Here is a 20,399-nt window from a genome sequence, read left to right as displayed (position 1 = left end):
CACCAGGCAGGTGCTGCTGACCCGCACCGGGTGCTCGACGTAGCCGTCAAACGCCGCAGGCATGGGCATGAGGTGCTCTTGCTCGAGTTCGAGCATCTCAGCGATGCTGAATTCTTTGTGCTGCGGGTGGCGCAGCTCTCGCCACAGGGCCCGGCAGCGCTCGCCCAGCCATGCGTTGAGCTCGGTAAAGCTGCCAAAGCGCCGTTGCCCCGCCTCCACCCAGATGCGACGGCGGCTGTCTTGCACATCCTTCTCCACGCGCCCCTTCTCCCAGCCGCTGGCACGGTTGCAAAAATCAGGGTCGAACAGATAGTGCGCGCACATGGCTGCAAAGCGCGCATTGACCACGCGGCCTTTGCCCTTCTTGACTTTGTCGACCGCCGTCTTCATGTTGTCGTAGATGCCACGGCGTGCCACGCCACCCAGCGCTGCAAAGCTGCGGGTGTGCGCATCGAACAGCATCTCGTGGCCTTGGCTGGGGTAGGCCACCAGCCAGAAGGCCCCACTGGCACACAGCTTCATGTGCGAGACCTGCATGCGGTAGTACACCCCGCCCACCAGCAAGCCGTCTTCGCTCCAGTCGAACTGGAAGGCCTCGCCAAGCTCGAAGGTCAATGGCACGAAGGCCTTGCAGGCCGCCTGTTGGCCTTCACCTTGGCGCCACTCGCGGATGAAGTCCGTCACCCGCGTGTAGCCACCTTCGTAGCCCGCTGCCTTGATCTGCGTGAACAAGGCCTTGGCCGTGCGCCGCTCCTTCTTGGGCCGCTTGGCATCGGCCTTCAAGGCTTGCTTGAGCTCCGCCTCGTGCGCCGACAGCTTGGTCGCCTTCGCCGCCTCCCGGCGGTACTTGGGCTCGACCGGCTGCGCCTCGTCCAGCCACTTGGCCACCGTGTTGCGCAACAGGCCCGTGGCCCTCGATATCTCCCGCTTCGTCTTCTTGTCCCGGCGGTGCATCCGCCGTATCTTGCCAATCATGTCCATGGTGATCACCCTCTTCATTCCCTTGCTGCACAAAACAGCAGGGTAGGTAAAACACCTGGCTCAGTTTTAGGTCGGCATCACACCAAAAAGTGGCTCAGTTTTCGGTCGGCGTCAACACCTTAGGCCTCAACCAGGGCCGGGCGATGGGGTTTGTTTTCGTTGGTCCCAAATGATGTTGAGTTCCATCTTACTGGTTAGTAGAAAGCTAATGATGACTGACCTTGCATAGCAAATCTCTTTCAATGAGTTTTTAGCAACTGCTAACATTTCTCGATATCGAACTTGACCAACCATCAACGGTTATCCATGAAAGCGGCGGCGGTTTACTTTTCGCAGTTCAAAAGCAAGCAGCAAGGCAAGACTTTGTTGCGAGTGAACTCGCGTGCGGAGATCGAACGTCGGATGGCAGTTCGTCGCAATGCTCGCGCAGCATCGATTGAAATTCTTGGTGAACCATCACCAGAAGCCATCAAGCGCGCCGAAGAGCTTGCTGAACGGGTGAAGAAGGCAAAGTCTGCAGCCTTCCTGTCCAAATACAAGTTGACCACTATCGCTTCTTGATCGCTGTGCTGAATCCAGATCGGTTCGGCTTACTGCCGATCGACGATGTGCCCGCTGCAGTGTTGGCTGCATTCGATTGCGGCAAGCCAGAGCTCAACTCATTTTTGAACAATGAGGCGAAAGACTTTCAGCGAAAGCGCCTGGCTTTCACAACGGTCGTCTTTCACGAAGAGATCGACGGCCCGGTTGGTTACTTTTGTTTGAGCAACGACGGCATCCCCTTGAAGCTTTCTGAGCAGTTGGAAGTGGAGGGCGACATCCCGCTTTCTAGCTTCCCTGGATCTAAGATCGGCCGCCTAGCTGTGAGTTCTCAATTGCAGTCCAATGGTGTTGGGCGCAGAATTCTTGAGTTGATCGTTGGTGAGCTGATCGAGCAATCCAAAGTATCTGCCGCTCGACTCTTGGTTGTTGACGCAGCTAACGAGCCAAGAGTTATCAAGTTTTATGAGCGGTTCGGCTTTAACGAAAGCCTGTGGGCAAGCGATCAGAACCGCAACCATGGCGGCAGAGTAAGGAATGAGCCAGCGGCTATCAAAATGTGGCTGGATGTACTGAACTTCAATGCTGCATCAGCGTCAAGCGATTGATGCTTGGAGCTCAGCTCTGGCCCCGGGGGTGTGCTCTCGTTGGATAGCTACCCGGCGCCTGCACAGGCGTATCAAAGGGGAACCACTTTACCGGTGCATTTTCACGTTCCGCCTTCCAGTTGCTCTACTGGCAGCTTAGGGTGACGTGCCCCCTTTTCAGCGATGGCAAGTAAACAATCAATTCACTGGGTTCTTGATCCAGTTAGCGATCAAATCAACAGCCTCCCGCTCCATACCAATGAAACCATGCCAGTGCTGCCCATTGCAGACATTGCCAGCGGGGTTCCCTCCACCACTCACCATGATTTCTTTCTTGATCGGGGCATTCTTGAGCCCACGAAGGATAGCCGGCACTTCTGCGGGCTGGCAGAGATGGCATGCATCCATCGTGTGATGCAGAACCAGCACAGGCACTCTGATAGCGGCCAAGTCTTGCTTTGGCACGGCCTCGGCTTTCTTGAAGTCGACCACACTGGAGGTCAGTACCACTCCAGCCATTTCATCTTGCAGTTTGATGGCCGCAGCAGCCGCAGAGACTGTGCCTCGACTGGTGCCGACGATCCACACGGGCCCATCGGTCTTTTGCTTCACGAACTCCAGCACCTTGTGAATGTCGGTCAGGTGGGCGTCACTGACGCGGTCGGCATAGTCCAGATCCTGTGAGTCACTCGGACGCCCAAAGATGGCGACGTTGAAGCCGTTGGCGACAAAGAATGACTCGGATCGCACCAGAAAGTTATTGCTGGTGGGTCTGCCGTCTTCCACTTGACCGAAGCCCCCGCCGCCGCCAGGAAGCAGAAGCACGGTGACCTTGGCATCTGGTGCAGCATCCCAGAACAGCGTGGTTTTGACGCCCTCGCGTGTGGGCACCTTGAACAAGGCTCCTTCCGCGGATGCCATGACATTCAAGGTCATGAGAGTAAAGGCCAGTGCAATCTTCCGAAACATGTTTGCTCCCACTTTTTATGCTGAACATGCAATCAACGTCTTTGGGTCTGCGCTCATTGATAGCACTCAAGAACGCTGGACATGTGCATGGCGAATTCTTGAGCCTCGTTGAGGTACCCCAACTCGATGAGGTCTGCCAGGCATTCAAAATGGCTCGCATACGGGATGCCGTCTGCATTGCCGGTGTAGGATCCTGGATCGCGTGTGACGTGGACAGCCAAGATCGCGAATTCCGCATGGGACTCATCAATGGGCTGCAGCCCCGCATCGATCATGTTCGCAATGGCATCTGCAGCCATGACGGTGGAAACATCGACTCTCCGCGGCGCGGTGATGTCCAGCAGGGGATAGTGAGCGTCCGCACCCAGAACCCCGCCGACACGCAATTGTTCGCCTGACAAGGTGCCTTTGCTGTTCAGCAAATGAATGCGCTTAAAAATCGCTTTGACCATCGTCAGCTTCAGCGGGTCAGCGAAATAGAACACCTTGCGTGTGCGGATGTGCTCTCTGGCGAGAGAAAGCCATTGCTCCGGATTCAGAGGCTTGAGACGGATGCCCCAGCTCCGATCTCGTTGCTCCAGCAAGCCGAGATCCTTCATGGTGGTGATCACATTCGCCGTGGTCGGCTGGCTCGTCCCGCTGACTGTCTGAATCTGGCTGGCCGTGATCGGCCCGTCCCGCGTCACGCTCAAATGCACGATCGTGGAGATGACGGCTTGCTTTGCTGAAAAGCTGGGGGCAGGGGAGATGCCTCCTCCGGCCTGGCGCAAACAGTCCTGCACCTCCCTGATGCGTATTCCAACCCCTCGCGTCCACCTAGACCAGAATGCCGCAACCACCCAGTCCAATCGTTTGCGGCCGACGAAATTGTGGTCGCGGCCATCATCTGATCGAGTCACTGCTAGAAAAGCGGTCACGTTGTTAGCGTAGTGGCGTTTACGCTGGCATCGCGGTCGCGGTGCCGGACCAGCACACTGGTCAGCATTTCGACACCGCGACCAGTCTCAGTCAGCTTGCATTCGTTTCCGTCCTTGCAGCTTACGCATTGAGTCACCCTTCAATTGAATTCGGTGTGCTTGATGAACCACGCGGTCCAACACCGCGTCCGCAATGGTGGGATCAGGGAAGAGGCTATGCCATTGGTCCGCGGGGTACTGGCTGGTGATTAACAGAGAACCATGTCGCATGCGTCTGTCCACTACATCCAGCAGTACATGTGCAGCCTGCACCGTCATATTGCCAATTCCGAAGTCATCAAGCACTAGCAGTTGGGGTTTGCTCAATTGCAGCTTTAGCTTCGGCAACGATCCATCTAGTGTTGCCACGGCAATGTCGTTGTACAAGTCCGATGCGCGATAAAACGTCGCGGCCATCTTGAGCCGACAGGCCTGGGTTGCGAAGGCGCATGCCAGCCAAGTCTTGCCCACGCCAGTGGCCCCCAGAATTATGAGGTTCTGCTTGCGGTGAATCCATTCACAAGACGACAACGTAGTAACGAACGCCTTGTCCAAGTTACGGCTGGCCCGATAGTCCAAGTCCTCTAGGCATGCGCCTTCGGGCAATGTGGCCCCTCTGATCAGCCTCTTCAGCTTTCGGTTCTCTCGCTCAGCCCACTCATGCTCCACCAACATGCCCAAGCGATCTTCGAAGGCCAGTTGCTGCTGCCCCGGCATGTTCATCTGCTGATTGAGTGCCTCTGCCATACCAGACAGCTTGAGGTCGCGCAGTCTTGCAAGGGTTTGGTGAACGCTACTCATTGATCACCTCCGAAGTACGAGCCGCCGCGGACATTCTCGTGGTTACCTTTGGGAGGAACACTGCTGGACTGCCGAGTTTGCTGACGGTCAGCTTGCTGCTTGATAATCGACTCGACACTGCGCAGTGACACGATGTTTAGGGGGAAGGCATAGCCGCACACCTCTTCAAACCGCTCCTCGCCATACAGCCGAGCCAACTCTCGCATTCGGCGCGCTGCTTTCAGGCCGTTGGTCAAGTCGGGGCGATTTTCCAGATGATGATCAATCATCAGTTGGGTATACGGGCCAACCGACTTGGCCCAACTTGAGAGTGCCAATGGCTCACCTTCGAGAACTCGTTGGTGCGCAACAGGACGATGTTCTGGCGCCGTAACAATCTCGCCAGGTGTGGTCGTCATATCATGCAGGGCCACACGCTGGCCTGCATGGAAGATCTCGATGATCTGGCGGGTATAGCGCAGATCGACTCGCATACCCCGCAACCGGTAAGGCACCGAGTAATACGCCGCATCGTGTTCGACATGGTAATCGTGCCCTGCGCGAACACCGTATTTCCAGTCACAAAGTTCGAATGCGGAATTGGGTAGCGGCTTCAAATGCGCACGTTCATCGCTTTCAAAGCGAGCAAGACGGTTGCCCGCGAGTTTCTTGAACGGGTGAGTATTCATCACTTGAGTCAAGCGACGCAGTTCTTGATTCAACTCCCCCAGATCGAAGAAGACGCGATCACGCAACCGGAATAGGATCCAACGCTGAGCGATCTGCACCCCTACTTCAGCCTTTGCCTTGTCTTTAGGCTTGCGGGATCGCGTCGGGACAGCCACCGTGCCATAGTGCTGCATGCATTCACTGTAGGCAGGATTGAGAACGGTACGATCTCGTTCACGGCGCCACACGGCTGCTTTGAGGTTATCACTCACCACCCAGTTGGGCACCCCCCCTATGGCGGCAAAGCAATTCGCATGGCATTGAACCCAATCAGCCGTCGTCTGGCTGGCGACCGCCTCAACATAGGTTAAGTTGGAATAGCCTAGTACTGCAACGAAGATCTGAGCAAATGTGGACGCTCCACCCTGAGGGTCCCTGATTTCCACCGTGCGGCCAGCAAAGTCCACAAACAGTTTGTCTCCAGGGACATGAACCCGACGCATAACAATGTGTCGAGACTTGATCCACGTGCGGTAGCCATGGGTAAACGAACTGTAGCCAATGCCTTCGGGGTGAGATTCACGCCACTCTCGCCATATGACTTCCAACGTGGCATCCGCCCGTTGCATCTGCTCTTGAACCCAAGTCCAGTCAGGCGCGAGCTTGCGTTGAGCGATGGACCGGTTGTCGTTGCGCAGAGTTTGGCGCCATTCGTCGTCGGTCAGGGGTTGCAGATCTAACCAGGACCGCTCGCTGGCAACAAGCAGCACTCTCATGTTTCGCACTGTGCTGTGTGACAGCCCAAGGCTGGCAGCGATACCTCGGTGGGACTGGCGTTGATCGTAAAAGTGCAGTCGTGCAATTTCTCTTTGAAGATGTACTGGAAGCCTCATTGGCATGCTCCTGGATGAGTTCGGTGCCCGGTCAAGTACCGAGAGGGTGAGTTCATCCAGTACGCCCCGCCACTTGACGAACGGGCACGTCGCGCCGATACTTCAGCCAGCAAGTGATACCTTGTTCTGGCCATAGGCTGGACGCAGCAACCCGAGGTGACCGCCTCGGGTTTTTGCGTTTCTGGACGAAGGATTTCAGTTCGTTAGCTTGAGAGGGCACTCCACCGTATCTGGGACCAGTCGATTGACCTGGCGTGCGTGAGCCAGCCACGACGCTACATCTAATGTCAAAGCAAAGACACCACGTCGATTGGGCAGTGTGAAAAGCGTGACATCCACCTGGTTTCGTCGGCGAGCCTGCCTGAACGCTGCGAGAGTTCCATACCCCAACGCGTGCGCGAGATGCTCTCCACCCAAGATTGGCCCATGAAGAGCCAAAAGTTCTTCATGCAGCCTTTGTGCAATTGCTTGCGGAGGCGGTGCTGGAACAGGTGGATTCGTTGCCTGTGGGGGTGTTGGCGTGGTAGGTGTGGTGCTCATGACCATCAGTGTGTTCATTGGTCACGCAGTGTTCGCCAAAATACCGACCGGAGCCACCCGAACAGAAAAGGGCAATTTTTGTACTCTATCCAAGTAGATGCCCAAGATCATTACCCCACCCAAACCTGGCCGGCCGCCTCGCAATCTGATTGATGTGCTGCGCACCCAGCTCTGGATTCATGTGCTCAAGCTACGGTCGGGCTTGCCAAGCTCTTACGCCATCGAGAAAGCGCTCGAGCCGCACCTCATCCAGTTCTCAGAGGACAGAATCAATCGACCGCGTAAATGGGACAGCTATGAGCGTGGCGCCCGAGTTCCAAGGCGCAAAGCCGATGCAGGTGACGCCGTGGAGTTGGCCGAGCAGCGCTTTCCGGGTACCGCGCAGTGGTTCGACAATCCAATTTGGGACATCCTCAAAGGAGCCAGTCCAGATCAATGGGCATTACTGAAGCTCCTGCAGAAGCTATCCCCGGAGGTCAACGAAGTCCTGGTCGTGCGAGACGAAGCCAAGCTATCAGGCCGGCCTCAGCTTGCAGACCTTACCGACGATCACTTCAAGCGTCTTGTAAGGATTGGCAGCTTTGACGCATTGAGCGCGACGGTGTTATTGGCCAAGTTGGCGGAGGAGGTCGCCTCCCCTGAGTTGAGGGACATGACCTTGCGCTGCTACGCAAGCCTTCAGCCCATGGTTGCAGACACACCAGAAGTCGGTGTGCACTACCCCGACCTGTTCACCTACATCGACCAGATCTGCCAACACTGGGTGGTGCTTTCTCCAGGCAGGCGAATAAACATGCATTTCTTCTGGCACGCACACCCATGGGCAGCGGACCGAAGGCAGTACATCGCCGAACGACTCAGACCCCTGTATCGAGCCCACGGGTGGGGGTCTGGATGGGAGGAGGAGCCTCAGAAGCTGTGATATCCCATTTAATTCGGATGCTGTGTTGGCGCCGACCGAATTTTGACCACCCGTGCCGATTGAACTTTGACCAGGGGCGGGAGGCTGTCGACATGACAGCCATCTGTGGATAAGTCTAATCGCTGGCTTGGTTGAGATCCTCCCTGTCGGTGTCTGTGGTGATGCTCCTGCGTGCTTGCTCTCGTGCCCGGATGCGGGTCTTCGCTGTGGCCGTGGAGTGCCGGAATCGGTAGGACTCGTTGCCGGTCTCGACGATGTGGCAGTGGTGCGTGAGGCGGTCGAGCAGCGCTGTGGTCATCTTGGCGTCGCCGAAGACTGCGGCCCACTCACCGAAGGTCAGGTTGGTGGTGATCATGACGCTGGTACGCTCGTAGAGCTTGCTCAGCAGGTGGAACAGCAAGGCGCCGCCGGCCTGGCTGAAGGGCAGGTAGCCCAGTTCGTCCAGGATCACCAGATCCATGTGCATCAACGTGGCGCTGATGCGTCCAGCACGCCCCTCGGCCTTCTCGCGCTCCAGTGCGTTGACCAGGTCGACGGTGGAGTAAAACCGCACCCGTTTGCTGTGCCTGGTGATGCCGGCCACGCCGATGGCCGTGCTCAGGTGGGTCTTGCCGGTGCCGGGACCACCGATGAACACGGCGTTGTGGGCCACCTCGGTGAAGGCCATCGCGGCCAATTGCTCGATCAGGGCTCGATCCACGCGCGAGGCGTCGAAGTCGAAGCTGGCGAGATCGCGGTGCACGGGGAACTTGGCGGCGCTCATCTGGTAGTTCACCGAGCGCATCGCGCGATCCACACCTTCGGCCTGCAACAGGTGCTCAATCAACCAGCGACCGCCATCCACGGCAGCAGGGCCACCCTGCTCGTGCAAGTCACTCCAGGCGCTGGCCATGCCGTGCAGGCGCAGCGCCTTCAGGTCTGCCACCACGTCGCGCTGCGGCGCTTGCTTGGGGTCAGGCATGCTGATCCTCCCGGCTCGCGTGGTCGGCTCTCAGGCTGTCGTAGCGCCCGGCATCGGCCTTGGGTGGCTCGCTGAGCTTCAGGGCCGTCTCGACCTGCTCAGGCGCCGGGCTGGCGTTCAGGCGGGCCAGCACGTTGAGCACATGCTCGGCGCTCACCGCGCCGCTCTCCAGCACCAGGCTCACGGCCACCAGCACCGCTTCCAGCCCGGCCGTGGGCACGGCCGCCAGCACCTGCGCCATCACCCGGTCGCCGCCCTGGCGGCGCATCAGCGCACGCTGCAATTGGATCAGCGGCTCGGGCAGGTCGGCGAATGGCGCGCCGTTGCGCAACACGCCTGGCTTGCGTTGTACCAGCGGGATGTAGTGCTGCCAGTCGTAGCGGGTCTGGCCCCGGTCGCTCAGACGTTCGTGGCGGGCCACCACCTTGTCGTCGGCCACGACCACCACCTCGCACGGGTACAGCCGAGTGCTCACCTGCTGCCCCACCAGCTCGCACGGCACCGAGTAGCGGTTGCGCGCCACCGACACCAGACAGGTGCTCGACACACGCGCCGGGTTCTCCACGTAGCCATCGAACGGCTCGGGCATGGGCATCAGGTGCGGCTGTTCCAGCTCCAACATCTCACCCACGCTGAACTGCTTGTGCTCGGCGTGGCGCAGGTCTGCCCACAGCGACCGACAGCGCTCGGCCAGCCAGGCGTTCAATTCCACGAATGAGCCGAAGCGCCGCTCGCTCGCCTCGATCCAGATGCGCCGTCGGCTGTCCTGCACGTTCTTCTCCACCACGCCTTTCTCCCAGCCGGAGGCAACGTTGCAGAAGTCCGGGTCGTACAGGTAGTGGTTGCACATCACCGCGAAGCGCGCGTTGACAATGCGGCCCTTGCCCTTCTTGACCTTGTCGACCGCCGTCTTCATGTTGTCGTAGATGCCACGGCGCGGTATCCCTCCCAGTGCAGCGAACGCGCGGGTGTGGGCATCGAACAGCATCTCGTGGCCCTGGCTCGGGTAGGCCACCAGCCAGAACGCCCGCGAAGCGCACAGCTTCAGGTGCGCCACCTGCACGCGGTAGTAGATGCCACCCACCACCAGCCCTTCTTCGCTCCAGTCAAACTGGAACGCATCGCCCAACTCGAACTTCAGAGGCACGAAGGCGGTGGCCGTCACGGCCTGCCCCTCGCCCTGCCTCCAAGCCCGGATGAAGTCGGTCAGGCGGCTATAGCCGCCGTCATAGCCCTGCGCCTGGATCAGCGACAGCAGCGCTCGCGCGCTACGCCGCTCATGCCGCGGTCTGTGTGCGTCAGTCTTCAACGCCTGCGTGATCGTCTCGACAAACGGCGTGAGCTTGCTCGCCACACTCTGCCGCCTGTACTTCGGTTGCGCCTCGGCCGGCGCCTTCAGCCACTTCTTGATCGTGTTGCGTGACAGGCTCGTGCGCCTGGCGATCTCACTGATCGACTTGCCCTCGCGCTCTCGCAGCGCGCGGATCTTGCCCTTCAAGGCCATGGTAATCACCTTCAAATCCCCTGCCACAAAAAGCAGCAGGGTAGGTCTCTCACCCTGGTCAGTTTTGAATCGGCACTACACAGCTTTGCTGGTCAGTTTTCGGTCGGCGTCAACAGCCGGGGACGATCTACCGGGAACTCAAAGCTCTGGGTACAGCAGAAGACGTGGCGAAACGGGTGGCGGTCAACGGCTGCAGCTGGTGGCGCAACAGCGTGCTGACCGTAGCGTACTTTGATCGATTGGGCTTGCCCAGACTCTCGTGACCGCAAACTCTCGAACCGCCCGCTGCTGACCCGCATGCAGGGTGGTGTGGCAGGGGGCCCCCGAGAATGGAGGCCCCTATGCCGATTCAGCTTCGATCAGAACACCTTACGGTACTGAACCCGTGCCATCGAGCCCTTGCTGCCGGATGTCTGTACGCTGAGCGCCAGTTCATCGTTGGCACCGACGCGGTAGCCCAGACCCAGACTCAGGTCGGTCAGCGTCTTGCCCAGGCTCTGTCCCTTCACACGGAAGCGCGTGGCTTCGGTGTTCAGATTGGCCGTCACCGGGGTGGCGTCCTTGCCGCCGGCCAGCACCGTGAGGTCCGCCTGGAAGCTTAGTCGATCCGTCATTGGGCCTGAGGCGTGGAGACCCAGCACCGGCAAGGTTTCGGACTGGCTTTGCTTCTGAATCGTCAAGGCGTCAGAGACAGACGTCGCGTTACGTTCGCTGAAACCATCGACGCTGCTCTGGGCATGGACCACTTCAGCCGAAGCCTGCAGGCGAATGCCGTTCGCATGGGTGATGTAGGCCAAGCCAATGCCGCCGAGCGTGCCTTGTGAGCCGACGCTCTTGGCCGAGGCGCTGCCCTCATTGGTGACTCGGCTCACATCGCTCTTGAACGAGGCGTAAGACAGGCGGCCGGTGAGGTGCAGACCCGGCACAGCGTTCAATGCCGTCAAACCCGAGAGCGACAGCACGTTACCGCGACCGGAGGTGCGCAGGGTGTCACTTTGGACATCGGCATTCTCGTTCGACAAGGTCACTCGCCACAGCCCGTCCTGCAGTGCGCCGGTGTAGCCCAGGCGAGCGCCCTTCGAGCGCACTTCATAAGACGCGTAGTCGCTGGAGCTCCCGGTTTTGCGCGTGCGGTTGATGAACTCGACTGTGCCTGCTTTGGCTGGCTTGCCTACTTCGAGCGCCAGGCTGTTTTGCTGGTACAGCGCATCCATCGGCTGGCTGAGCAGGCTGGCGTACAACTCTGGCGAGGTCTTTGCGAAGATCGCATCCTTGCTGGAGCCGTCCATATCAGCCTGGATCAGTCGCTCGGTCAGTTTGCCCCCGTACACCTGGCTGACGTCGCCCGTCGTGTTCACGGTGAGGTCGGCCAACATGGCGGCCTGGTTGGCATTGCGGGCGACGCGGTCGGTGAAGTTGGCGAACGACTCGTTGCCCAAGCCGATGAGGTTACCCGTGGCCAGGTTCAAGACGGATTCGACGCCCAGATCACTGGACACGCTGCCGAAGTGCCCCGCGATTTTTCCGGGTGCCACTGCAAAGATGTTCAGCTTCTCATTCTTTGCCAGACCGACATAACCTGTGAACTGCTTCACTTCGAGCGTCGCACCCTGTTGGATGTTCATCTGGCCACTGACCGAGATCTGGTCGAAATCGACACCTGCCACACGGCTACCGGGCGTTCCGCCTGCAACTTCCATGACCACGGCAGAGCCGTCGGCCACGCTGAGCGATTCGAAGACCAGGCGACCTGGAGAGTTACCCGGTGAGAGGGTGGCGCCGCTCAGGAGGGTGGTAGACCCGTTTACCTGCCCCGTACCTGACAGCAGGCTGCCAGCCGAGAAGGTGGACTGTGTCGCGTCGACCAGGCTGGGGGTTCCAGGGCTCGTTGGATCGCCCAGGTGAACCGTGCCTGCGACCGACAGGGTCGGCGAAGTCAGCGTACCGATCACATTCAGCTGGTCGTCCGCACCGATCGTGGTTGAGCTGGTGCTGTTGACCGTCCCGCTGGATGCAATCGACAAGGTGTTGCCCGTGCCCGAAGAGGTGATCGTCGAGCTGTTGACGGTGCCACTGACATTCAGTGCAGAGTTGCCTGTCAGGTTGATCGCCGTGCTGGTCACGGTGCCACCACTTGCCACGTTCAATGCTGAGGCGTTACCTGGGCCGGTGCCGCCGCTCAGGTTGACGGTGGGGTAGGTCAAGGTGCCGCCAGCGCCCACGTTGGTGGTTGACCCGGTGCTGCCGGTGCCCACGTTGAACTGGCCGCCTGGATCGGTCGAGGTCAAGCCTTGCGACACGCTGAAGCTCCCATCCTTGACGTCCAGCGAGCCCGAGCCCAGGACATTGCCTGTGAACTGGCCGCCATTTTCAATCGTGAGCTTGTTGCCAGCGCCCGTGTTGATGACGCCGCCTCCCAGCAATTGCTGGATGCTCTGATCGCCCGTGACCAAGGACAGGGTACCGATGTCTTCGCCCGATTTCGCCACAGTCACGCTCTGGCTTGCGCTCAGGATGTTGGCGCCGTCCAAGGCGACGGTGCCCTGTTCGATCACCAGGCCACCCGCGAGGTTGACCGAGCCCGCTGCTCCGTTGAGCGTCAGGGTGCCATCACCGCGTTTTGTCAGTGCGCCGCTCCCAGTGAATTGACCTGCATAGGTTGAATCACCAGATTGAACCAGAGTGAGTTCGTCGCTTGCACCAGCCAGCGCCACTTCGCCTGTCGCCGCCCCGGAGAACCCGGCCGTCGTGATCTGGCGGGCGCCCGTCACCTCGATCTTGCCGTCGTTGGTGAGCGTGCCTGTCGCGGTGATGTTGGCCTGCTGCTGAATCACACCGCCCGCTGCATTGACGATGGTGGACGTCGAATTGAGGTTGGCCGTCACCAGGCTCGTCGCGCCAGCTTCGTTGTGCAACGAAGCCACGTTTTGCGCGGTCTTTGCATTCAGGGTGCCACGGTTGATGACGGCGCCAACCGTATCTGCGGTGCCTGCGATGAACGACGCGCCTTCTGCCACCGTGATCGCGCCCGTATCGGCCAAGGTGCCGCCTCCGGTGGTATCGATGGTGCCCGCGTCGACATTCAAGCCTCCGGTGAACGTGCTCGCGCCTGTCAGTGTCAGGGCGCCCGAACCGGTCTTGGTCAACGAGCCTGAACCTCCGAATTTCCCACCGAAGGTGGAGACACCGGACTGCTCAAGCGTCAAAGCCGCCAGCGTGACCTCATCATCCGCACCAGACGTGCTGGCGAGCTCGAACGTGCCGTTGCCGGTCAGGGTGCCGGTGGTGACCTTCTGTTCTCCCACCACGTGCCAGGTACCCGTCTGGCTGATGCTGGCCGCGCTGATGTCGGCACCATCCTTCGTAACGATGCCACCGCTTGGGGCCTCGATGAAGCCTTGCTTCAGGGTGCCCGCGTTGCTCAGTTGCCCCGTCACGACGATGGGTGCCGTGTGGCTCAAAACGCCGCTGGTTTCATTGACCAGCGTGCCCACGTTGGCCTGTGCATTGAGGACCACATTGCCACCGTTGGTGAAGGCGCCTGTGGTCGTGAGCGTAGCCCCCGTCAAGGTGCCCAGGTAACCGTCTTTCTTGACGGTGACTTGCTGGGTCTTTTCACTGGCGCCCAGCAACAGTCCCGCATTGGCGTTCACCGTCAAGCTGTTGTTGGCGCCATCTGGGTCAAACAGGCGGCCCAATTGGTTCTGATCGTCGTGGGTTGACACCACGCCACCCAGGATCTCCAAGCCTGTGAGTTTGTTTTGCCCTGTCAGATAGAGGGTCCCGTTGTAGCCAAGGTCGCCCACTTTCAGGTTGCCACCATAGAGGTTGCCGCGCATGTAAGCGGCGTCATCCACTTTGGCCCCATCCAGCACTTGTTGGCTGTCGAACACCACGATGTTGCCCGTGTGGCCGCTCAGGTTGATGTCGTTCATCCATTCGACGGAGCCCAGGCCGTACTCCGAGCCGAAGACCAGCGTGGAATCCGTGGCAAGATAGTTCGAGCCCCAGAACAGCGTCTGGCCCGAGCTCGCTGCGTTGGCAGTGCGCCCGAAATTGATCTGGATGCCCTCAGTGGTGCCTGCCGCAAAGCCACCGGCGCCATTCCAGGCAACCTGCCCGGGCATCGTGCCGGCACGCTTGGTCACATCTTCCGACAGCAGCAAGGCCCCGGCGTTGACATGGGGGATCAGGTCACCGATCTGCCCCGTGCCCTGGAACAGGATCGCGCTGTCCTCATGGATGCCTTCGCCCAAGGTGGCCTCCAGGGTGCCCCCTTCGATGATGGTCTTGCCCGAGTAGGTGTTGGTGCCGGCAAACTGGACCAAGCCACCGCCTGCGATGCGGATGTCCGCACCGTTGCCGGACGCCCAGGCCGCACCGTCGATGCTGGCGGCACTGTCGTCGGCGATGGAGCCTTCAAATCGGATGGTGTTGTAAGCGCCAGGGCTCAGGGTCACCTGAGCACCACGCATGATGAACAGGTCAGATCCAGCCGATTGCCCGGCTTCGCCGCCGTTGTTGCTGGAGCCTGCGTACACGTAGTTGTCGCGGAACAGGGCATTGCCTGTGATGGTCAGCGAACCGCCCTGATTGCCGTCGCCACGCACGAAGATCGCGCCACCGTAACCAGAGCCGCCGCCACCACCTTCACCATCACCATTGGAGCCGACACCGGCGCCAAAACCCGCGTCGCCACCGGCACCCGCATCACCTGCTTGCGCAAAACCGGTCGGGCCGGCTGTGCCGCCGGCGCCACCCGAGCCACCACCCGAACCAAAGCCACCGCTGCCGCCATCGCCGCCCGCACCGCCGGCGCCGCCTTCGGTGTAAGACAGGCCGCCAGCCGCCCCCTTGCCGCCGGAGCCGCCTGCCCCACCGCCAAAGAATTCGTCGCCATCGCCGCCCGAACCACCGTCGCCGCCATCGCCGCCACGGGCCGCGGTGCCTTCGATCATGCCCTCAATCCAGGTGACGCTGTTGATGATCTGCTCGGTGAGGTCGATGCCGGCAATCACGCTTTGTGCCACCAGCACTGCCCCCTCGGCAAAGTCGGGCAGCGGCGCGTTGCTGAACGCCGCCGCCGCCTCGGCGACCGTGCTGACGAACTCGGTCGTGGCATCTTTGACGCCCATGATCAGTTGGTAGTTGAAGGGCACGCCGTTGCTGCCATCGCCACCGTTACCGCCCCGACCACCGGGCGCATTGACCGACGCCGTGTTGCCGTTCTGGTTGGCGTTCTGCCCGCTGAAGCCCGCCAGTCCTTCCCCATCGGTGATGTAGGGCAAGATCGAGTTGGCGTTCTTGCCGTTGTCGCCATTGATACCGAGGGTGGCGCCAGCAGGTACCCCCAGGCCGTTGAGCGAGCCCCCCACGGACAGAGGGGAGCTGGCCACGAAGCTGCTGACCGCGTTCGACGGGGCTTGGCTCAGGGTCACGACCACGTTACCGCCAACGGTGGTCACGCTGCTGATGGACGTGCCCTCAACAATACCCTCGCCGGACAGCACCATGCCGGCCTTCAAGTTACCGGCCAGGCTCTTGGGTACCGTCAGCGTGCTGCCCAATTGAGACAGCACGCTGGAGGCCTTGATGGACTCAGGAACAGCCGTCAAGGGCTTGTCCAAGGTGATCAGGCCGGTGGCGGCGTCATACGCCGTCACCTTCGTGCCAGCCTGGATCCCATCGCCGGAGATGAGCCCGCCGACCACCACGCGCGAATCCGGCGCGGCCAGCTGGAGGGTGCTGCCCCCCACGGTACCGATCACGCCTTCCGAGCTGAAGCCCAACACCGTGTCGGGCAAGGGCTTGCTCAGCACCACGGTGTCACCTGCCTTGCCACCGTTCGTGATGCTCTTGACCACGGTGCCCTCGGGAATGCCCTCGCCGGAGATCGTCATGCCGGCGGTGAGGCCCAAGGCTGCCGCTGACAGCTTGAGTGTGGTTTCCGTGCCGGTGCTGCCCACGACGACGTACTGAGACGTTTTCAGCGACGGGGTGTTGACAAATTGCAAGGAGGTCGTCGGCGTAGCCCCGACATCCAAGGGCTTGCTCAGCACGACCTTGGTGATGACGTTGTTGCTGTCGCGCTCGACCTTCGTCACAGTGGTGCCTGCCGTGATGCCAGTACCCCGGACGATGGAGCCGATCGCAATCGAGCCACTCGTCCCCAGGTTCGTCAGCGCCGAGCCCGTCACCTCAGCCGTTTGACCTCCGGCGGCATCCTGGATGTTGGCCGTGAGTTGCTGAATGGCGCCGCTGCCCACTGTCAGGGGTGTACTCAGCGTGAGGGTGTTGCCTGTGATCGCCGTGATTTTGGCCGTGCCCTGGGCGCCCTCCAGGCTGATCAGCTGTCCCACTTTGATTTGCGAGCTGACCTCACTGAGGCTGATCTCCTGGACTGTCAGCTGGCCGCCAGCTTCGGTGAACACCGGCTGTGCGTTGAACGAGGTTAAGGGGACGACGTTGGCGCTGCGCTCGACCAGACCAATGGTGGCATCGACCAACCTGACATCAGGAGTGCTGCCACCCTCGCCTCCACGTACGACGTTGCCGGTGAGCTGTACATTGTTGAGCTGCAAAGACGAGTCAGCGTTCACGAAAAACACACCGCCCAGACCTGCGCCACCGCCGCTGCCTGCACCGCCTTGGGTGTTGAAGTTGGTGAAGGTGACATTGTTCAGTGCGGGCGTGTTCTTTTCCTCATTGCAGGACGCAATGGCCACACCGATCATGCAGCCCGTGCCGCCGTTGCCTTGCACCACGCTGATGTCTGCGCTGCGGAAATAGGCGTCCAGATCAACGGCCGTCGGCGGCCCGCTGGGCTGCGCCAAAGCAGCCGTGGTCGAGCCGAGCAAGACCGATGCAAGCAGTTTTTTGGTGGACGAGGACTTGCCTCGGCCTTTGGCGGTCTCGGCGACGGCCACCCAGCATCCAAGTGAGGCGTTCCAGATGACGCGAAACACATGGTTCATCGATTGCTTGTGCATGAAGTTTTCCTGAGGTCGGTCAGCGTCTTGCAGAGACACCGGTCTTGTGAATGCTGGATTTACAGCTTGTAACGACCGGATGTTAGGAAGACGGTGCTCAGGTACACCTACAAAAACCTACGCCAAGTGCGTTGCTCGCATGGCCTGTTGAGCTGTCAGACCAGTCGCAAGTCAATGCAAAGCTGGTAGCCGTGACCGCGCACGGCTTCGATGGATGTTGCGTGCGCACCGGCCTCGACGAGTTTCTTGCGCAGGCGCACGATGCGAACCTCCAGGCTGGACTTGGCGTAGGTTTCCAGATCCAGGCCCAAGGTCTCCGCAATTTGCCAATAAGCCAGACGTTGCCCGGGGGCTCTTGCAAACGTCACCAGGATGGCCACTTCTGACGGACTCATGCTGACAGGCGTGTGCCCAGTTTTGGTCAGCTGCAGTTGCTGCTGCTGCAGGGTGTAAGGCGGCTGTTGCGCCAGCAAGCCCTGTACCCGTTGCCGGCGCCGCCCTTGAGCCGCCACAGCGGCGCACAACTCAGGCACCTCCAAGGGCTTCGTGAGATACAAGTCGGCGCCACGGGCGTACCCTTCCAGCTTGTCATTCAAGCCGGAGCGTGCGGTGACGATGATGATCCCCGCCAGCGGGTAGGCAGCTCGCAAGCGCTCGGTCAGACTGAGGCCATCCTCGCCAGGCAGGTTCAGGTCGACCAAGAACACATCGACAGGTTGTCCTGCGGCAACGTCTTCGAGCTCTTCGGCACAGGACAGGGCCACCACCGCGTGATGCGCTTCTTCCAGCGCTTGAGTCAGCAGCTGTCGCAGGACGTCATGGTCTTCCACCAGGACGACATTCAGGCGGGGGCTAGAGGTATCCACAGGACGAATTCCACACACTGTTCGCTGGGCGCGTACGCCAGCGTGCCCCCCAGGCTCTGGGACAACTGTTGAGACAAATAGAGTCCGAGACCCGACCCAGACTGGCGCTGAGCGCCGCTCGAACGATAGTATTTGCTGAAGATCATGCGCTCGTCGGGCCACCCGGCCAAGCCCGGCGTGTTGGCCACCTGCACCCACACGCCTCGCTGTGCCTGGTGCTCCCCCGGTCTGACCCGTACGACGACAGGCGTCAGTTCATCACTGTAACTCTCGGCATTGCTCAACAGATTGGTCAGAACGATGCTCAGCAACTGAAGGTCGGTCTGCAGCTCGGGAACCTCCTCCGCTCCGTTCAACTGTAGGCGGGACGTCAGGTTGGGACTGTTCTGCGCGATCTGCATGATCAGCGCAGGCAGGTTCACGCGATCTCGCCGCAGATGAAGGGCAAGCTCTCCGACTTGATCAGCTTGAACACAGCGTTCGATGATGGCCTTCATGTCCCGCACGGCTCGACCGGCATGTTCCAGGTTCTTCTCGAGGTTGTTTTTCGTCCCGATGGCCATGGACACGATGGACAGGGGTGTTTTGAGCTCATGCATCAGCATGTGCAAGAACTGAGACTGCTCTTCTCTGCGCCGCTGCTCCAGGGCCATTTCCTGCTGGGTTTTGCGCAGCTCCCATCTGACCCGCTGGTGGTGCTTGGCCAAGCGCTGGGAGCGCCGCAGCAACATGACGGCCATGAACACCCCGGTGATCAGGCCGTGCACGATCAGGCCATACAGGCCCCAGGCTTGAAATTCGACCATGCCCAGCAAACTCACCAAGCCGAGAGGCAAGCTGGTGATGACCACTGCGTAGTAAGCCAGCATGCCCTTGCGCGATGGGAACACCGTCCCATCCTGGGTGGGCTTGGTGGACAAGACGGCCATCGACATGACAGGGACCGCCGCCATGACGAGCCAGACGTTGATTTGCAGGGCAAGCTGGGTGGCGCCTGAAAGCAAAATGAGCATCACGACGGCGCCGGCCCACATGATGATCTTCAAGATGACCGTCCAAAATTTGTGTGGCTGGTAGAGGCTGAGAAATGCCACCTCGAAGCGAATGCTCAGCGGTGCCACGCACACGGCCAGCACTGCAAACACATGGTGCATGAATGACAGGGATAGGACGTCCGAGAACAGCAGCGCCGGTAGCCCCAGATAAGCGGTCCCGTAGGCTGTGAAAACAACGTGCCGCACAAGGTACAGCCCCAGCAATCGGTCCCGCTGGCTCCACCACATGAACAGCAGCAAGCACAGGATCAGCAACTGGATGGACGCATACAGCGCCGCCCACAGGATGTCCTGGGCGGATGTCTTCATCGCCTGGTCCACGGGCAGCGCGCTGACCATGAGGACATGGCTGCTGGTGGTGCTCAGACGGAGCCATACCTCTCGTTGCTGCGTGCCGGGGGGCAAATTGAAGGCATAGCCCAGACCAGGCCATGCATTGCCTATGTGCGTGTGGAGGTCACCCAGCGTGAGGGGCGTTGCGGCCCCCTCGGGATCATAGAGCGTCACGCTGTCCAGCCATGTGGGCTTGGTGATCAGGATGGTTTCTGAGGTGCTCGGGGCCAGTGTCAGGCGTATCCAGTGTGCAGAGGATGTGAACCCCCGATTGAAAAGTCCACGGTACGGCGTGTAGCTTTGTTTTCGCGCTGTGGCCAGATCAGCCTGACCCTCGGTATCTTCCCAGTAGGCTTGCTCAACGATCAGAGGGTCAGGCGAGGGGGTGCTTGCCCACACGCGGGAGGGGCTCATGAAAGCGAGCGCGGTGCACAACAGCACCCACCACCCGATGAGCAAAGCGAGGCAGGGGGGGCGCAAGGAGAGAGGCGGACGAAGACAGAGCATGAGCGCCAATCATCTTACGATGGTGACCTGTGGCGCCTACGTTTACCTACATCGATGATGGGCAGGTGGCCGTTGTCGCTCAGGGTATTGCCAAACGCGATGTCGGCCACGTCCTGCCCCTTGATGAGCATGTCGGCCTTGCAGATGGTGCGAATCGGGGTTCAGTTCCTGGCCGTACACGGTCAGACGGGCCTGCGGGTTCAACTCGGCCACCCGAGTTCGACACCAAAATGCCGATTTCGCGTTTTTGGTGAAGCCGCTTCCATGTGAATCAACGACTTATGCACATTTTTGCGGAAGTTTTGTAGTGGCAACTGCATGAATGCTTTGTAGTGGCGCAATTGGGG

13 protein-coding genes and 2 pseudogenes are annotated in these 20,399 nt (G+C 60.3%); 4 read left to right on the top strand and 11 right to left on the bottom strand.

Annotated elements, in window-relative coordinates:
- A partial coding sequence (gene istA, locus ACMV18_RS06780) for an IS21 family transposase (RefSeq protein WP_420817216.1) occupies positions 1-981 on the bottom strand: 981 nt, incomplete at its 3' end.
- Between the two features lie 282 nt (positions 982-1,263).
- Between istA (ACMV18_RS06780) and ACMV18_RS06775 the strand changes: the two genes are divergently transcribed.
- Both ACMV18_RS06775 and ACMV18_RS06770 read left to right on the top strand, forming a co-directional pair.
- Positions 1,264-1,542, top strand: coding sequence for a hypothetical protein (locus tag ACMV18_RS06775; RefSeq protein WP_420817215.1), 279 nt, complete (start codon positions 1,264-1,266; stop codon positions 1,540-1,542).
- A 5-nt stretch (positions 1,543-1,547) separates the two neighbouring features.
- Entirely contained in the window at positions 1,548-2,129 is a 582-nt protein-coding gene (locus tag ACMV18_RS06770) for a GNAT family N-acetyltransferase (protein ID WP_420817217.1), read from the top strand.
- 177 nt (positions 2,130-2,306) lie between these two features.
- On the opposite strand, the gene ACMV18_RS06765 is transcribed toward ACMV18_RS06770, so the two are convergent.
- The 4 genes from ACMV18_RS06765 to istA (ACMV18_RS06750) form a co-directional block, all read right to left on the bottom strand.
- Positions 2,307-3,029 carry an alpha/beta hydrolase gene (locus ACMV18_RS06765; RefSeq protein WP_420817214.1) on the bottom strand — a complete coding sequence of 241 codons (723 nt, stop codon included), beginning with the start codon at positions 3,027-3,029 and terminating at the stop codon, positions 2,307-2,309.
- 101 nt (positions 3,030-3,130) lie between these two features.
- A complete protein-coding gene (locus ACMV18_RS06760; protein ID WP_420817213.1) occupies positions 3,131-3,994 on the bottom strand; it encodes a hypothetical protein in 864 nt (287 codons plus the stop codon).
- An 87-nt stretch (positions 3,995-4,081) separates the two neighbouring features.
- Positions 4,082-4,834 carry an IS21-like element helper ATPase IstB gene (gene istB, locus ACMV18_RS06755; protein ID WP_298013136.1) on the bottom strand — a complete coding sequence of 251 codons (753 nt, stop codon included), beginning with the start codon at positions 4,832-4,834 and terminating at the stop codon, positions 4,082-4,084.
- Positions 4,831-6,375, bottom strand: a complete 1,545-nt coding sequence (gene istA, locus ACMV18_RS06750; RefSeq protein ID WP_420817212.1) for an IS21 family transposase — start codon at positions 6,373-6,375, stop codon at positions 4,831-4,833. Before istA (ACMV18_RS06750) ends, istB (ACMV18_RS06755) begins: the two co-directional genes overlap by 4 nt.
- 637 nt (positions 6,376-7,012) lie before the next feature.
- Between istA (ACMV18_RS06750) and ACMV18_RS06745 the strand changes: the two genes are divergently transcribed.
- Positions 7,013-7,837: a hypothetical protein gene (locus tag ACMV18_RS06745; RefSeq protein WP_420817211.1), complete on the top strand. Its 825-nt coding sequence runs from the start codon at positions 7,013-7,015 to the stop codon at positions 7,835-7,837.
- A 115-nt stretch (positions 7,838-7,952) separates the two neighbouring features.
- On the opposite strand, the gene istB (ACMV18_RS06740) is transcribed toward ACMV18_RS06745, so the two are convergent.
- Positions 7,953-8,798, bottom strand: a complete 846-nt coding sequence (gene istB / locus ACMV18_RS06740) for an IS21-like element helper ATPase IstB (RefSeq protein WP_420817210.1) — start codon at positions 8,796-8,798, stop codon at positions 7,953-7,955.
- Positions 8,791-10,302 (bottom strand): IS21 family transposase, encoded by a 1,512-nt coding sequence (gene istA, locus ACMV18_RS06735; RefSeq protein ID WP_420817209.1) that lies wholly within the window; start codon positions 10,300-10,302, stop codon positions 8,791-8,793. Before istA (ACMV18_RS06735) ends, istB (ACMV18_RS06740) begins: the two co-directional genes overlap by 8 nt.
- Before the next feature lie 122 nt (positions 10,303-10,424).
- On the opposite strand from istA (ACMV18_RS06735), the pseudogene ACMV18_RS06730 reads away from it, so the two are divergent.
- A pseudogene (locus tag ACMV18_RS06730) lies at positions 10,425-10,565 on the top strand (group II intron reverse transcriptase/maturase); the annotation flags it as partial.
- A 96-nt stretch (positions 10,566-10,661) separates the two neighbouring features.
- On the opposite strand, the gene ACMV18_RS06725 reads toward ACMV18_RS06730, so the two are convergent.
- The 4 genes and pseudogenes from ACMV18_RS06725 to ACMV18_RS06710 form a co-directional block, all read right to left on the bottom strand.
- Positions 10,662-17,291 carry an ESPR-type extended signal peptide-containing protein gene (locus ACMV18_RS06725; protein ID WP_420817208.1) on the bottom strand — a complete coding sequence of 2,210 codons (6,630 nt, stop codon included), beginning with the start codon at positions 17,289-17,291 and terminating at the stop codon, positions 10,662-10,664.
- 155 nt (positions 17,292-17,446) lie between these two features.
- Positions 17,447-18,157 (bottom strand): response regulator transcription factor, encoded by a 711-nt coding sequence (locus ACMV18_RS06720; protein ID WP_420817207.1) that lies wholly within the window; start codon positions 18,155-18,157, stop codon positions 17,447-17,449.
- On the bottom strand, positions 18,133-19,959 hold the full coding sequence (locus ACMV18_RS06715) for an ATP-binding protein (RefSeq protein ID WP_420817206.1): 1,827 nt from the start codon (positions 19,957-19,959) through the stop codon (positions 18,133-18,135). The genes ACMV18_RS06720 and ACMV18_RS06715 overlap by 25 nt, the downstream gene beginning before the upstream one ends.
- A 158-nt stretch (positions 19,960-20,117) precedes the next feature.
- Positions 20,118-20,259: pseudogene (locus tag ACMV18_RS06710) on the bottom strand (N-6 DNA methylase); the annotation flags it as partial.
- Positions 20,260-20,399: the final 140 nt, after the last annotated feature.

The sequence above is a fragment of the Aquabacterium sp. genome, assembly GCF_048860245.1.
Taxonomy (GTDB): Bacteria; Pseudomonadota; Gammaproteobacteria; order Burkholderiales; family Burkholderiaceae_C; genus Aquabacterium.
Note: the sequence above shows the minus strand (reverse complement) of the source record. Positions and strands in the feature narration are given on the sequence as shown.